General features: G+C 38.3%; 10 protein-coding genes and 1 tRNA gene. 1 reads left to right on the forward strand and 10 read right to left on the reverse strand.

The window, feature by feature from the left end:
- The 6 genes from tnpA to K357_RS0104970 form a co-directional block, all read right to left on the reverse strand.
- Positions 1–197, reverse strand: a 197-nt coding sequence (tnpA, locus tag K357_RS0104945) for an IS200/IS605 family transposase (RefSeq protein ID WP_028257726.1), incomplete at its 3' end; no start/stop codon positions are given.
- Positions 198–462: 265 nt separating this feature from the next.
- On the reverse strand, positions 463–4,347 hold the full coding sequence (addA, locus tag K357_RS0104950; RefSeq protein WP_028257727.1) for a helicase-exonuclease AddAB subunit AddA: 3,885 nt from the start codon (positions 4,345–4,347) through the stop codon (positions 463–465).
- Positions 4,334–7,870, reverse strand: coding sequence for a PD-(D/E)XK nuclease family protein (locus tag K357_RS0104955; RefSeq protein WP_028257728.1), 3,537 nt, complete (start codon positions 7,868–7,870; stop codon positions 4,334–4,336). The genes addA and K357_RS0104955 overlap by 14 nt, the downstream gene beginning before the upstream one ends.
- A 647-nt stretch (positions 7,871–8,517) precedes the next feature.
- Positions 8,518–9,129, reverse strand: a complete 612-nt coding sequence (locus K357_RS0104960) for a DNA glycosylase (RefSeq protein ID WP_244869379.1) — start codon at positions 9,127–9,129, stop codon at positions 8,518–8,520.
- A 37-nt stretch (positions 9,130–9,166) separates the two neighbouring features.
- Positions 9,167–10,435 (reverse strand): MFS transporter, encoded by a 1,269-nt coding sequence (locus K357_RS0104965; RefSeq protein ID WP_051212118.1) that lies wholly within the window; start codon positions 10,433–10,435, stop codon positions 9,167–9,169.
- A gap of 43 nt (positions 10,436–10,478) precedes the next feature.
- A complete protein-coding gene (locus K357_RS0104970; RefSeq protein ID WP_028257731.1) occupies positions 10,479–12,641 on the reverse strand; it encodes a heavy metal translocating P-type ATPase in 2,163 nt (720 codons plus the stop codon).
- 306 nt (positions 12,642–12,947) lie between these two features.
- Between K357_RS0104970 and K357_RS0104975 the strand changes: the two genes are divergently transcribed.
- Positions 12,948–13,622, forward strand: a complete 675-nt coding sequence (locus K357_RS0104975; RefSeq protein WP_051212127.1) for a YigZ family protein — start codon at positions 12,948–12,950, stop codon at positions 13,620–13,622.
- Between the two features lie 255 nt (positions 13,623–13,877).
- Here K357_RS0104975 and panB read toward each other — a convergent pair whose 3' ends face one another.
- The 4 genes from panB to K357_RS08860 form a co-directional block, all read right to left on the reverse strand.
- Complete coding sequence (gene panB / locus K357_RS0104980) at positions 13,878–14,705, reverse strand: 3-methyl-2-oxobutanoate hydroxymethyltransferase (protein ID WP_028257733.1); 828 nt, start codon at positions 14,703–14,705, stop codon at positions 13,878–13,880.
- Positions 14,659–15,636 carry a Rossmann-like and DUF2520 domain-containing protein gene (locus K357_RS0104985; protein WP_028257734.1) on the reverse strand — a complete coding sequence of 326 codons (978 nt, stop codon included), beginning with the start codon at positions 15,634–15,636 and terminating at the stop codon, positions 14,659–14,661. The genes panB and K357_RS0104985 overlap by 47 nt, the downstream gene beginning before the upstream one ends.
- Before the next feature lie 294 nt (positions 15,637–15,930).
- Positions 15,931–16,007, reverse strand: a tRNA-Arg gene (locus K357_RS0104990).
- Positions 16,008–16,269: 262 nt separating this feature from the next.
- The gene (locus tag K357_RS08860) at positions 16,270–17,283 is read right to left on the reverse strand and encodes a helix-turn-helix domain-containing protein (protein WP_051212123.1); all 1,014 of its coding nucleotides are present in this window, start codon (positions 17,281–17,283) and stop codon (positions 16,270–16,272) included.
- Positions 17,284–17,328: the final 45 nt, after the last annotated feature.

Below are 17,328 nucleotides of genomic sequence, written 5' to 3' on the forward strand. Positions count from 1 at the left end.
ACTAGCATATGTATATGATCCGGACAGCATTCCGCCTCGATAATTTCTACATTTTTTCTCTTACTTAAATCTCTTAGAATTTTACCTACATCAACTTTTATCCGACCATAAATTATTTGCCTTCTATACTTTGGAGCAAAAACAATATGATATTTATATCTCCATTTACTATGTGATAAACTTTTTACATCATTCATTGACATTGAACCTCCTATGTTAAAATGTTGTGGTTACCAGACCAACTTCATTTTATCACTAGGAGGTCCTTTCCTTTTCTCTAAGAAATTTGACTGACCCCCAGTTTAACTGGGGGTTTAATCATGCCTATTCGGCGTACAATTATATAAGCCACACTGTAACATAGTGTGGCTTATTTACTATATACATATTATATACTATTTTTGAACAATTACCCCCCCCGATTATGAAATTTAGTTATGTAGTTATAAAAATTATTTATTACTAGGTAACTAATATTGCTTCATGTAAGCGTAAACTATATAAATACGTTTCTTTTACGGTATAGGCCGTCAATTGTGCTAGTGCTTTTTTATAGATAGACACTTGTATTCCATAGAGATCCATGAGATCTTGTGCGCTTTGCACCTTATCAGTTTTATAATCGATGAGCACCCAGCCATCATCTTCTAAGAAGGCTGTATCAATGACACCTTGTAAAAATATCTGTTCCCCCGATTCCAATTGAGGATAGATAGTAGTACCATCAACTAATAGGCTAAACGGCCATTCTTTTTCAATGCGCTTTGCTTGTACTAATCGTTGTCCTAACGGGGATGTAAAGAAACGACTAATCGCCTGATCAGAAATCAACTGCCGCTCTTTGTCTGTAAAGTACCCTTTATGCTGTAATTCATCGAGTGCATCATGTACACTATCTAGCGTATAGGGTGCCACCGGGAGCCATTGCATGGCTTCATGCATCAACGTTCCCCAACTAGCACCACTTGCTTTTGTAACCCGCGTATCTAAGAGCGCCGGTGTATGAGAAAATACATCATCCATCGCAATATGTTTATCTGTAGGGTACATATCCTTAGAAGTAGACTTGATATCCATAGGCGCTAAGGCACTCGTATCAGGAGAATTTTCATGTTGACCCTCTTTACTATGGCACGGAGGAACCGACTTTTCTTCACCAAACGAGTGATACTTTTCTTTCTGAGATGTGTCCATTCCTATGTTAGGAAGAAGCAATGTTTCTAGCTCCGCTTCCTGTTCTAAAAAGCGTCGTTTCATTTCGCTAACAGACAGTTTAGCCGCCGTTTTTGTGGCTACTTGCTGAGGATATACAAAATTAAATCGTTCTATTAATGATTCTGGTAATCTCGCACTAGATACACTATCCAATCGGCTTAATCCCTTAATAAGACCTTCTTGTTTATCCGATGATGTATCCAATTGACCATACTCGTTACCATCATGAATGGTCAAAGATATGTGACATTCCTTATCGGGTAAATCTAACCGTCCCACCTCTTGTGCTTGTGCTTCTACACGAATACGATTACCGCCCGCCCAATGGCGAGCCACACTCATGAGTATCCAATCTAGATAGGAGTTACTTTGCCGAATCACATCGTCTGGTAAAGCTGGCGTAGTCGTCATCAAGGCTGATTGCACCATATCCTTTTCACAATATTTTTTTACATTTTTCACAAAGCTTGTTAAATAAAGTTTATCTCTTGCCCTTGTCATGGCAACATATAACAATCTTTCTTCTTCCGCCTTGGCAGCGCGTAATAATTTTTCATGACAATACATCCATGGTATGGACTGATACATAATGCGGTACTCAGAATAGTAACCTTTCATACCTAATCCGGCCTCTTTATGCATAAGCATGGGCGATTGTAAATCTTTCACATTGAATCGTTTTTGTAAATTACTAACAAATACAACAGGAAATTCTAAGCCCTTACTTTTATGGATGGTCATAATGCGAACCACATCATCTGCTTCACTAACCGTTTTAGCCATTCCTAAGTCTTGATTAGCAGCTTGTAGGTTTTCAATGAATCGTAAAAATCTGAAAATACCTCTAAAGGAACCTGCTTCATATTCCTTAGCTCGTTGATACAAAGCGAGTACATTTGCACGACGAAGAAGCCCATTCGGCATGGCGCTTACATAGTTGACATAGTCTAGTGTTTCATAGATGTGCCATAATAAATCGCTGATACTATGATGCCGCGAATAGGTGCGCCACGTATGCATATAGTCCACAAATTGTAATAATCCTTCATGTTGCATTTCATTGGCAAAATCTGGTAATAAGGACCACAATGAACCAGTCCCACTCATACGTAATCGGCCAAGTTCATTTGCATCAAGGCCCACCACGCCCGAATGTAATACGGCGGCGATCGGTAAATCTTGCTCTGGATTATCAATAATTTGTAAGAGCGATACAATCAATTTTACTTCCAACGAATCAAAGTACCCACTTTTTTCATCAGCATAGGCGGGAATACTGGCAAGGCGAAACATTTCTACCATACGGGTTGCCACATAGGATGTGGATCGCAATAAGATTACTATGTCTTTCCACATAAGTGGTCGAAAATGTCCATCCCCCTCTTCCACTGTTGTCCCATTGGCTTTTAACTCTTTAATTTTTTCGATGATAAAAGATACTTCTTTTTCAAAATTGTCTAACTCTTGTGTGCTATTTTCATCATCTTCATCGGAAGAGGGAGATTCACTGTCACATTCAATGAGATGAATCTCTACATCCCCACCGCACCATGAATCTGGGGGATCATTGACAGTCCGCCCCGCATAGAGGGCTTCATCATCGCCATAGTCAAGTTCTGCCCCCGCCTCTGTCATAATCTGTCGAAAGATAAAGTTAGTCACCGCCAATATATTATCATGGGACCTAAAATTCTTGGATAAATCAATGCGACGCTCGATGGCATCTGTATGGCGAGAAAATGATGTATATTTTCCCATAAATAAACTGGGATCTGCCATACGGAACCGATATATGGATTGCTTTACATCCCCCACATAGAATCGATTATCTTTCTTGGATACGAGATTTACAATGGCTTCTTGCACGCTACTTGTATCTTGGTATTCGTCAACCATCACCTCTTTGAATTGCCCTTGTAGTTCTAACGCCACCTCTGATGGTTGTGGATTCTCTTCTGTACCAGGGAGCACTAAGAGTTGTAAAGCTTTATGTTCTAAATCTGTAAAATCTAGTAAGCCCTTGTTTTTCTTTGCTTCGCTAAAAGCTTTATAAAAAGCTAATGTAATGTCAACAATGCCTTCTACTATAGGCAATTGTAATGCCATTTGGTGGGACCACTCTTCATCACTAACCAGGATGCCCACTTGTCCAACTCGTTGCAAGTCATTTTTATTTTGATCCCTAAGCGCTTTTACTTTTGTTAGTATCTCCGCATCCACCAACGGTTTAAGACTACTCGTAGGGAACCTCTCAAATTTCATAGATTGCAAGCGACTAATCATATCCCGATAGTCCGACCACGTAGTGCATGTATGTGCCTGATGTACCATATCGATGATGGCCCCTTCTAGGGCATCAAATTTTTTCCAAGCTTCTACCTCAACTAACAGGGATCGTATTTCTTTATATCGCGCCTCTACGCGATCAACTATTTCTACCACATCCGACAAAATTTGCTGTCCCCAAATCGTCTCCTCTAAGGGTAATTTACTATTTCTCTGATACGTGTCTTTAATCGATGTGAGCCATCCTACGGGGTAGCTAAGCCCCATAGAAAATGTATATAATTGTAACACTAATTCTTGAATTGTTCGATCCGATTGCATGTCGCTAAACATATCGGCTAGTTCATACATATGGCATGACCCATCTTCATAGGTCTTTTGTAGTACCCGATCTAATACGTCGAGTTCTAATAACCTAAGTTCTCCTTCATTACCTACTCGAAAGGATGGATCCATGTCAATGCGATAAAAATAGCTGCGAATTAACCACGTACAAAAAGAATGTAATGTAGAAATATGTGCCGATGGCAGTAGGCGCAATTGTTCTTCCAAATGGTCGGCTAAGGCGCTATCCTTTCTATCATAGGCCTCTTGAATCGCTTCATTTAATTTACGAGCAATACGTGCACTCATTTCTGCGGCTGCCGCTTTCGTAAAGGTAACCACTAATAAATCTGTAACCGACAAGGGTTTGTCTAAATTTTTAAGCCGCGAAATAATTCGTTCTACTAATACGGCCGTCTTACCCGATCCAGCAGCTGCAGCGACTAATATAGTTTGTGAGTCAAGTCCTGATGCGATAGGTGGCGCATCAATGACTGACTGTTGTGCCTCAGTCCACTTCATATAATTCGTCCCCTTTCTTCATGGCCTCTAATGCTTCTTGTTCTTGCTTTTTATGAATATATCGATAAGAATTGCGAGTGCCATCAAAGCGGCAAAGCGACCGATACTCACAATAGGAACAAGGTATTTTCTTATCTAATTGGTAGGGGCTAATAGGAAATATACCTTTCGTAATATGTGTACCAATACTCGCCATCATACGGCTTGCATAGTTCGTTAAGGTGTGAAATTCTGATACAGTTTTTAATTTAGGTAAAGACGTACTATATACATTCCCCTTCGTAGTCAATTTAACTGGCACATACGATGATGGTGTAAGCCGATAGGTGTCATCAATCGTATCCAGTACATCTAAGTCATGGATAAAATACCCTGTATTATGTAACGATGTATCATCCTTTGCCACTTTTTTCGCCTCTTTTTCTGTTAAAAATGGCTTGGATAAGCGCGGATTTCTCACATACGTATACAAAACGGCAGCAGGTATCATGCTATGGCCTTTTTCTAATTGTTCTAAAGCTAATAAATACGTAACAAGCTGTAACTTCAAGCCGTAATAAATATCAGAAGCACTCACTGAAGCGCCACCCGTCTTATAGTCAATAATCATCCCATATGTAGTGTGTCCATCATTATATTCATCGATACGATCAATTTGACCTTCTAAACGAATCGACGTATGTTCTGATACGTCAATATAGAGAGGTTTCCAACTCTGATAGTTACTACCAAAGCTTTGTTCTAAGTATTTAGTATTAAATCGACTTTTTCGTGACCAATCACACAAACGTTGTACCGTTTTCTGTAACGTTTTCAATAATCGAATTTGTAAATTATTTTGATAGGCATCGCTTTCATCACGTTGAAATGCTGGGGTATTCGCAATATTTGTTACGATTTTTTCACAAATTTCTTCTTGTTCTTCATTACTCATATCACGCCACTGCTGCTGTCGCTCTAATAATTCCATCCCTAACATGCGCAAACATTCATGTAAAAATATACCAATTTCAGGGGCCCCGAATGATTTAATGGGGCGTTCCTGTAAACGTAAACCGTATTCTGCATAAAATTTAAATGGACACGTTTGATATTTCTCCAATCGAGTGACTGAACCGACCATATCTTGATGACCTACGTGCTCTTTCAAAAATAAAGCACGAACTACATCACCATGAATGAGTGGTACTGTGTTAGAGTCCATAAGGCCTCGCACAGCTTGTGCCAATAGAGGTCGCTGCGAACTAGTCCGCAACCACTCGTAGAGGCCCCACCAGATAGGTGCTATCTCACACCCTTTCAATACATTCCCAAATTGGGCAGATAACAAGGAGATGCTTTGTGGTATACGCCATATGTAATTTTCTATATGGTCATCATCAATTGCTAACGGTGCTGAAAGGATGGTTTGAACAAATCCTTTTTTCATCAATCGATCAATCGATAAGGATTTTTCTAATCCTACGCCTTCCTCATCTGTAGCTGCCAACGATAGGTATACATGTTCAGAAGCCCTCGTACAGGCTAAATAGAATAAGAAATTTTCATGATATGTTTTACCCAAGGCACCTGCTGCTAAAGTAATACCAATTTGTGCGAGCTCCTGTCGGTCCGCGTCACGCAATAATCCTTCATCGCCCATTCGTTGTGGGAATACCCCTTCATTTAATCCCATAACAAATACAATCGGTCTTGATAGATTATATCCACGTTCAACGGTAGTAATCACTACGTGATCCAACGTAGGTGGTACTATGGAGTAATTAACATCACGCAACCCTTCTTGCATCAATAATGCCATTTCATCAAGAGATAGTATATCATCGGTGGCTAACAACATAATCTCATCTATCATGTCCATAACTCGTTTATACATCTGTTCATGAGCCGCCACAGTTTTTGTATCGCCTTCCTCCTGTGCTAATTGACACCATTGACGTAACTGATCCGGTATATCCATATGTACCAATAACTGATAAAATTGTTCTCCCCACTCACGCCCCGTATGTGATGCATTAGCAAACTGATACCATGGTTCTAAGATTTCCATAATATATTGCCGGTGCATATTCACTCGCTTTAAACGGGCTTCTTCTTGTGCTAATATTTCCTCATTATGGCCATTACTTTGGCGCGTATACTGCCATCTGTCACACTGCCACATATGTTCGCGAATACCAAATTCTAAGCAATAATTCTCCAATTCATCTACCGCTTCCCGTGAAAGGGGAAATAAATCTGTTTTCAACATGCGAAACATAGCATCATGATTAAACGGATACTGCACAACTTCCAATACAGCAAGCAAGAGTTCCGACACAGGATGTGTATCCATGGGATGTTGGCGATCTATAAAATAAGGGATTTCATAGCGACGTAATGTTTTTTCCAATATATCGCCATATGTTTCTGATTCTCTTAGTATAATCATCATATCTCGCCAACGCCGTGATGATCTATTTCTATTCTTCGATGCATTCTCTACATCTTTTCTCGTTGACCTAGTTGCTTGTGTATCATTAGTAATTCCGTCATCACCGTAAATATAGGAAACTATCTTACGACATACTGCATCTACTTCACGTTCGCGATGGTATCCTTCTAGCACCTCAATCGTTTCATGACTTGTATTATTCTTGGCAGGGCTTTGAAAGAAATCCGCTTCTAACGACGCTAATACAGGGTTTTTATAGCGATACATCTTAGTAAAATTACGAATCGTAACATGTGTGCCATATCTCTGGCACAACGTATCAAACACTTCCCACGGTCTATTAAATAATGTTCCCCTTTGCCTATATTTTTCCCGTTCCTTTGGATTCGTAGGCAATGTAATCGTTATAATCGATTCCTTAGCTCGATCGAATAGATTATATAAGAGTTCATATTGCACCGGTGTAAACCAGTGGAATCCGTCTACCACTATATGTGCTTGTTTCAATAATGGTGTATCATCTAATAGGCCAATTAACTCCTCTATCGGATCTACATCCACTTGTCCCTGCACTGCTAACGCCGCCTCATAGGATTCCATGATTTTCGCCAATTCCTGTAATTTTCGACTCAATACAATATTAGTCGATTCTATCTGACGAGCTCCCGTCACCAACTCTTGCGATGATACTTTAAATGCCTGACATTCTGAAAATATACTCTGCAACACATCTGAAAAATGAGGTTGCTTAGCTGCCTGTTGTAATATATCAAGCGATGCCCCCTCTCGTTTCATAATAAGACGTAATAATAAGTTGCGTCCCACTTTTGAAATACTGCTATTACGCACTTTTCCAATAGATTGAAACACTTGATACGCCAAGCGCCTAAACCCCACTACGCGAACCGTAGTAAATCCCCCTTGTGGCATATGCTCTGCCAATTCTCGTTCAACTTGATACGTTGCTGGCTCGGGCACTAGCAAAATAATCTGTTCTCCTGGACAAGTATCTATGATGTCTTTAATCTTTTCATAACAAGCATAGGTCTTACCCGTTCCTGCTCGTCCCATATATATTGAAAGTCCCATACATCCTCCTCTTGTATATGTAGTCATTTCCATACATAATCTATTCAGCTAAGAGTACATTACTAATTCATAGCAGCTTACATAAGAAACTACTATACGGTTATCAACCGACTTCACTATCTGCAGCCACTGTAGAATAAGTAGTAAATACCTAATACATACCTATCATATACGCTTCTCTTTATATCAATCAAATAGTCAATACACTATTCCTTTTGCACTCCAGTGAGTATCCCCTAGTCATGCCAATTCCTATCCCGTTAAGAATATATACTCTTATTGTATGATGATATATGAGAACTAACAAGATAGGAATACATATTTTTATAGCATCTATTCATGGACTCCATGTGTCTACTCTTGTAAAGGTACGTGATACTAATTTTTATAAGCACCATAAAAACTATAGCAAATAAAAGATACCATTTTTAGTATATGAAATTATCCTATGCATAATAAAATCCTGCTCTACATGTTCCCCTATTCATAAAACAAAATAAGGAATTCTCCACATGGCTTACATGCAAAGAATCCCTTATGCTAATTAACAGTTGTAAAAATTTACAGTAAAATATTGTGTCTTTCTTCCACTACATTATAGACTACGTTTTAAAGAATTACGATGTTCCTGATACACACATCATACATCATTCTTTTATAATGCCAATGCGTCTAAAAAATGATGCATACGCCGCTGCTTTCTTAGAAAGGCTCATTGGATACGCTCGTGATGTAGATGGCAATCGTGTTAAGCATATATGACGTTTTTCATAATCAAACTCAACGGTTTCATTCGTTTTTGGTATCTTCATAGGTTGTGGTAATAGACCGAGTAATACCTCCGTCGCTTTACCACCAGTAGTGCCAATATATTGACACTTTGGTATTTGTGCTAATACATGTTGTAAGTTAACCGGTTCCACAACCCGCAAAAATTTATCGGATGCATTGCCTTTTTCACGGATTGCTTTCGCCACTGTGGGGCAAGAGGCAATGCCACGGTGCAATAAAAACTCACGTATTCTATCTGCATCAAAGGCCTTCTCTTCACCCTTTTTAAAATAATCGATATCATCAAAAAAAATTAATCCATATACGCGCCACATATCATTTTGAAAGTTTGGATAATGAAATTCCATGCATCGCTTATCTGCAGTAGGAGGAAAGGTTCCCATCATCATCACCGTTGCCTGTGCTGGTAGAACAGGAGGAAATGGCAATGTTTCAACTACTAGTTTTTCTGATTTTTCTCCCATCATATGTATCACCTTCTCTAGTTACGATACCCTATTTCTATCATAATTCAATGCGATGCACGCGTCCCATAAGCACCACGTACGCCAAAATTCCTGCCAATGCTACACAAGATACATAGGCTAAGGCTATATGAAAGCCACCACCAAATTCTAGAATACACCCAATCACCAATGGTGATGTGGCACTACCTAGATTAGCCACAAAGTTCAATAATCCACCAGCAATACCAATTGCTTCTTTAGGGGCTATATCAGATAATAGAGCACCACTAACAGCTGATGCCATGGCTTGGCCGAAAAAGGACACCGCCATACAAATAATCACGCCCGTTATAGACTCTATATAGTTGGCTCCCATGATTAGCATGGATAATAAAAAGCCTACGATGATGGGCAATTTACGAGCCACCGTTTTAGAGTGACCGCGGCGCAATAAATAATCTGACCAAACGCCACCCAATAGAGAACCTACGATGGCCATCATGAATGGCAACATAGAATAGACGCCAGTTTTTAAAATCGTCAATCCTCGTTCGGCAATTAAATAAGAGGGAAACCACGTTAAAAAGAAAAATAAAGTGGTCATAATGGAAAATTGACCAATGCACATCCCTAGTAGCAACCGCTTCTTACATAATGAAAGTGCTATCCTAACTGATTGTATCGATTCTGCATTAGTAGATCTTACAGCACCGCCCCAGCGGATATAACGCAATTCTTTTTCATTCGCCTGTGTATCTTCCCATGGTTCTCGGTAATAGCGATACCAAATAATGGCCACTACTAATCCCAATAATCCAGTGATGATAAAAATCATATGCCAACTAAAAGTTACTAATATCCAAGATAATACGGGTGCCAATAACCCCAATGCTAAATACTCTGTCGCCGTATACGCACCTACTGCTTTTGCTCGTTCTTTATCAGGAAACCACGATGCTACACATTTAATATTCGACGGTATAATGGGGGCTTCGAATATGCCCAATAAAATCCTAGCTCCCATCAATGTAGATAGTTTAGATAAAAAGCCCATCAATAATGTGGAAAAAGACCATCCAATAATCGCTATGGTCATCAAAATACGAGGGCCCACTTTGTCTAATATCATACCTGCCAGGGGCAAACAAAATGCATAGGACCAAGCAAATGCGGAAAACAATAGGCCCATCATAGCATGATTAATACCTAATGATGTTTGCATAACGGGAGCGGCTACTGCTAAATTTCCTCGATCTAAATAGTTAATGCCTATAACGAGACATAGTAGTAGCAACATGAACCATCGTCGTTTTGTTATTTTTCTCATTCTATTCATCTCATCATTCTATCCATACTAGTATTCTATAAGATTATACTTTCGCATATTTTAATCGTATTGCATTGCTCACTACGGTGACAGAACTAAATGCCATGGCAGTACCTGCTATCATAGGATTTAATATACCGAATGCCGCTAAAGGAATACCAATACAATTAAAAATCAGTGCCCAAAACAAGTTTTCTTTAATATTCTTCATTGTTTTACGACTAATCTGTATAGCTTGTTCTAGGGCATGTAAATCATTACGCACTAGTACAATATCAGCTGCTTCTAAAGCAATATCCGTACCACTACCAATAGCAAAGCCTATATTTGCAGTCGCTAAGGCCGGTGCATCATTAATACCATCGCCGACCATACCAACTCGTTTCCCCTCTGTTTGTAGTGCTAGCACTTTACTTGCCTTATCCTGTGGCAAGACTTCGGCCATAACATGAGAAATACCTGCTTGATCAGCAATATACTTGGCTGTACGTCGATTATCCCCCGTCAACATCCATACTTCAACACCTGATGCTTCCAATCGCTCTATAACCTCACGTGCCTCTGGTCGTAATACATCTTCTACTACCCACAAAGCAATCATCACACCATCTATCGCCATCAAAGAAACAGATGATCCTTGCTTTTCATAGTCATAGACTGTATTTTCTATGTTGTTTAATTGATAGCCTTGCTCCTTCATCCATCGCATATGACCGATTTGTACTCGTTGATTATCAATCACTCCTTCTACACCCTTACCTGGTACATCTATAAAATGATTGACCCTAATAGTAGTCCTATCAAGCCTATGCCCTCTTTCTTTTCCAAAACGCACCATAGCATTCGCAATAGGATGCGAGGTTTGACTTTCTAAGGCCATCATATATGCCATTGTATCTACTGATGTTGACGATAGGAGCTCATAGTCCGTAACTTGTAATGAACCTTGTGTTAATGTACCCGTTTTATCAAGTATCATCGCATCTAAGGTACCTGCTGTTTCAAGAAATTCGGCACTTTTAATTAAAATGCCATGGGTAGCGCCTAATCCAGTACCTACCATGATAGAAGTAGGAGTAGCTAATCCCAATGCACAAGGACAAGCTATAACGAGAACTGATACAGCCGCAATGAGAGCAGTATTCACCGAACTACCTACGCCATAATACCAAATCAATCCTACAACAACTGAAATGCTAATAACGGCGGGCACAAAATACGAGGCTACGATATCGGCGATTCGTTGCACCGAGGCCTTCGACGTTTGTGCTTCCTCCACAATCTTAATAATTTGCGATAACATCGTATCAAGCCCAATTTTATTGGCCTTCATCGTGAAAGCTCCGGTTACATTTATCGTACCACCAATAACAGTATGGTCCCTCTCTTTTTCTACAGGCATACTTTCACCAGTTAACATAGATTCATCCACTGTTGAACGCCCCTCTGTTATCATTCCATCAACTGGTATTTTTTCACCTGCTCGCACCTGCAAAGTATCGCCTACAACAACTTGATTTGTCGGAATATCTACCCATTGGTTGTCTCGCCACACATGTGCTATGGCAGGCTGTAGGGCTACTAATTTTTGCAAAGCTTCTGATGTACGGCCTTTGGCTATTTCTTCTAATAATTTACCCAACAAAATAAAAGTAATCAACCATGCTGTTGTTTCAAAATATAATTGAGGTATATGACATAACCAATTATAAATACTATAAAAATAAGCTACTGATGTACCTAATACGACAAGTACATCCATCGTTAAAGAACCACTTTTAATAGCACTCCAAGCACCTTTAAAAAAGACAGATCCTGATCCCCACAATGCAATACTTGCCAAAATCCATTCTACCCAAGCTGGTAACATAGACGTACGAAATAGCATGTGTAATACCATTGAGCCCATTAACAAACTAGCACAACATGCAGCCACAACCAATCGAATGATTTGTGATCGATAATTGGTGGGCGTAATGTTATAACTTGAACTATCCGATTCAGAGGCCTCAAATCCAATCGCAGTAATAGCATGAATAACATCCTCTGGTTGTGTCATCGTATCATCTGAAAAAGTAACCGTTCCTTTTTTTGTTAATAAATTAACTGTTACATCTTCTATTCCATCTAATCGGCTAACCACCGTTTCTACCCGTTTTACACAGGCAGCACAGTGCATACCTATAATATTGAATTCTCGTTTCATGATTATATCCTCTCTATATATCATATATCTACTAGCATTTCATATATCTATAATACACATGACGCTAACTATACTATTCAAATAAGATTTATTCACTATATAGTAATGAACACTTAGTTTTATATACCTAATCATGCCCACTATATTGTGAATGAAAATCAATTAATGTACTACTAGCATATACTCTCTAAAAATAGTTGTCAATTATCATACGATGTCTACAAATCTGCCCTAGTCTATATCATCAACAGTCACTATACATGGTATAATACATGTAGATAAACGAGGAGGATGATAGTGAAAGCCATGTCAGTACAACAAACTACACACACTAATCACAAAACACAAGCAACGGATTATATTTCCATTGCTCACGAATATCAATATGAATATACCATAGAAAAATCTAGATTTATTGCCACCTTGGTCCCTTGTCAAACAGAAAAAGATGCACAAGTGGCTATCAAAAGACTTGCTAAACACTATTGGGATGCTCGTCATAACTGTAGTGCCTATGCAATTGGACCCTGTCAAGAACAACAGCGGTCATCTGACGATGGAGAACCTTCTGGCACAGCAGGTAAACCTATGTTAGAGGTACTAAAAAAAACAGAAATCACCAATGTAGCCGTCGTAGTGACACGCTATTTTGGCGGTATTAAATTAGGTGCTGGCGGTTTAATTCGGGCCTATTCTCATACGGTAGCAGAAGCGATTCGCCAAGCGCCTAAAGAATTGCATACAAAACGAGAAAAAATAGAGGCTTCTATTACGTATACATACTTAGGAACTACAGAACGCTATTTACAAGATCATGATTATACATACCATAAAGATTTTACAGATACCGTACAACTAACCATATATATCGCTCCCCATGACTATGAGAAAGTCACTGATGATCTTATGAATATCACAAATGGCACCGTTACAATAACTCATCTAGGCAATACAGAGGCTATAGTACCTATTAAGGACTGATGCACCATTATGTATATCATAACCATCCTCGCATCACTATATCGTCATATGACTCTCATTCTACTCTAGCCATATGACAATATAACGAATTTCTCTTAGACCATACTTGCATCGATGTATATAATTTGCAGTAAATACAGCTAAAAAGCACAGTATGCTTTCATAGTTCATATAATGCACATAATTATATGAAGTGGAACATATAGTGTTCAAGAATCAACGGTTCCACCCCATCTTATAGTTCGACACTGTCCATTAATATAACTTATCCAATACATCATCACTTATAGCAAAGGTATGTTCCACACCAGGATATTGACCTGTTTCTACTTGTTTTTTATATTCGATAAACGCATCCACCATCCTATCGCCTATATGGTCAAAGTATTTTACAAATTTAGGCGTAAATTCCGTAAACATACCTAATAAATCTTGATATACCAAAACTTGCCCATCTGTATCCGCTCCGGCACCAATACCAATAGTCGGTATTGTCAGTACTTCTGTAATTCGTTTTGCTAATAGGGCTAGTACACATTCTAATACAATTGCAGCAGCTCCTGCTTGCTCAATTGCCTTTGCATCATCAATCATCTTTTGCGCTGCTTTTACTGTTTTTCCTTGTACTTTAAATCCGCCTAGCATATGAATCGATTGAGGTGTTAAACCAATATGACCTACTACTGGAATAGAGGCTTTTGTAATCGCTTCTATTTGAGGACACATATGAGATCCGCCCTCTAATTTCACTGCATCACAATGACCTTCTTTCATTAGACGGCCCGCATTAACTACTGCATCATATACAGAAGATTGATAGGACATAAATGGCATATCTGCTACAATAAAAGCACTAGTAACGCCTCTTGTAACCGCCCTCGTATGATGAATCATATCTTCCATAGTAACCGATAAGGTATCATCATAGCCTAGTATAACCATGCCCAGTGAGTCTCCTACCAATATGGTCTGAATACCCGCTTTATCAACTAATTGTGCCGTAGAATAGTCATAAGCTGTTAGCATAGTGATTTTTTTACCCTCTCTCTTTTGTTGTTGTAGTGTTTGTACTGTGTGTTTCATCAAGTATACTCCTTAATTGTGAATAATCTCGAGTGATATGTTTCTTCTCTGCTATGGCAATCAAAATCTTGGATAAGGATTGATACATAGACAAACTATCATAAGCATGTGCAGTTTTTAGTGTATTTCTGCTAACATCATTAGAATCTCGTTTCTCCATACAGTCCTTAGGAAGCAAATGCAACTGTTGATCATAATGTCGTAGTGCTTCTATATGAGAAAGAATCGTCTTACTGTCATTTCTTTCAATCGGCCCTGTCATGGCTTCTATAGATCCATATTCAGCTATCCGTTGTGCATTATCTATAAATAACTGATGTAATGCTTGTTGCGCTGTTTCGGAACTAAAATGACAGGCTTCTAACAACTGTGTAGATACATAATATAAACTATTGACTAAGTTACTTCCTATCGTAGCAGCTGCATGATATAAACTTTTATCTGCCCTATCTATCCATTGATACGGATTTCCTAGCGTTTGTAATAACTGATCAATTGCATATTTTTGACTTACATCTCCTTCTACTGTAAAAAATGCATTGTTCAATCCTTGCCACGATGTTGCTTTATCACTCATCGCATATAAAGGATGTATCGAATAGGTATAAGCACCATATAAATGAGCATTAAAAAAAGCGGTCGATGGCATCGAACCGCTACAGTGGCATATATATTTATTTTTTATCGGTACATGTTGCATCAAATCCCATACATCAATAATACTATCATCAGGTACAGTTAGTACAAGTAAATCACAAGCATTCACTATATCTGAAAGCGAAGAAAAATAGGCACTCTTTGTAAAAACAGCTGCCCATTGTGCAGAAATTATATGCTGACTATAATATCCTACTACTGTAAGACCTTTCTCAGTCATATATTTCCCCAAAGAACAACCAACTTTTCCAGCGCCAATAAATCCAATATTCATAGGCAAGCCCCCTTTGTAGGACTTGTATCATCTACCGATATCTTCTCATAGAAGTGTAAAATAAATCATATATGGTACAGTTTCATTTCGAATACTATCCACTTTCATTATACGTATTTAACAAAATATTACAACTAAAAATCTAGTCTAGCAATCATAGTCCTTTCATAACTGCTCATATCTAATCGTATATAATAAACCATCTTCATCACAAAGAACATAGTGACGCCGGAAACTTAGCGTGAGCATTCCCCAATACAAAAAGGATCCTACATCAAGTAAGATCCTTCGTTCTGGTGACCCAGGAGGGATTCGAACCCCCGGCCTTCTGATTCGTAGTCAGACGCTATATCCAGCTTAGCTACTGAGTCATATGTCATATTTGGTACTTTCCTATAATATCATATATTATACCCCTAATGCAAGTATTTTTTACTCTTATTTCATGAATTATAAAGTCACAGTCATAGAATCTACCATCTAAAACTATTCAGTATAAAAAGTTCTTAGTAGATTACACTACTAAGAACTTTTTATACTAATACAATTACAAAAGCATATAGTTATATTTTACTCTATCGAGATTGCATTTACTTCTCCAAATCAGTAATATTCGGATCCTATATACGAATATTACTCTTTATGAGATCTACGATATTCACTAGGTTTAACACCCATCACTTGTGCAAAAGCTACAGAAAATTTACTACCATTTTCATAGCCAACCTGTCGTGCTATTTCAACAATATTATCATTGCTTTTTATTAATAAACTAGCTGCTCGTTGCATACGGTTTTGCTTAATAAATTGATACATCGTAATACCGTATACACCTTTAAAGCATTTTTTTAACGATGTCGATGGTATATGATATCGTAAGGCTATATCATCAATGGTTTCTTTATTCGTAATATGTTGCATTAATTCTTCATGAACTTGTTTTACAATATCTACTTGTTGTTTATTATAACAGGAGCGAATAATATTAATTTCTGGTGCTGCACTATGTAATAAAACTAATAATTCTATTGCCTTAACACGATAATAGGAAGGAGCCAACTCTTTCGGTGCATCATAAAATGATGCAAAAGCTTGACTTAAATGCGATTCTAAGCGACTCACAACGCCATAATCACCTTCATGACAAAATCGATTACATAAGGCTCTTAAATCAAGCTTACCGGCTCCTAATATAGCATCAACAGCTGCTTGCGCCTTAGGCACATACACGGCTAACGAAACGCCTTGGTACTTAGATGATGGAAAATAGGAGCTATGTTGATACCCCTGTTGTCGTTTCCAACAGATAGTAATATCATTGGGATTTAAATATAAATATTTTCCATTCGTAAAGTCACATTCAATTCTACCATCATGACAATAATAAATTTCAAACAACCCTTCCATAGGTTGTGCATGATGGGTAATTTCTTCTAATGATACATCTTGAAAAGTTAATTCAATTCCCTCAAACAATTGATAACAAATTCGTTTAGCGTGACCTGTATCATTAACAAATTCATACATGCGACATGATTTATTAATGTCGTTAATAGTCACTTGACTATCTTGCATAATATCTTTAATACGTCTTGGTCCCATTGTTTTAGGATTTTCCAATTGATCGATAGTTTCTAGATGATTCATAACTAACTTCCTTTACAAGTATTATTAGTTATATACTACCAACAA

The sequence above is a fragment of the Veillonella montpellierensis DSM 17217 genome (genome assembly GCF_000426745.1).
Classification (GTDB): domain Bacteria; phylum Bacillota; class Negativicutes; order Veillonellales; family Veillonellaceae; genus Veillonella; species Veillonella montpellierensis.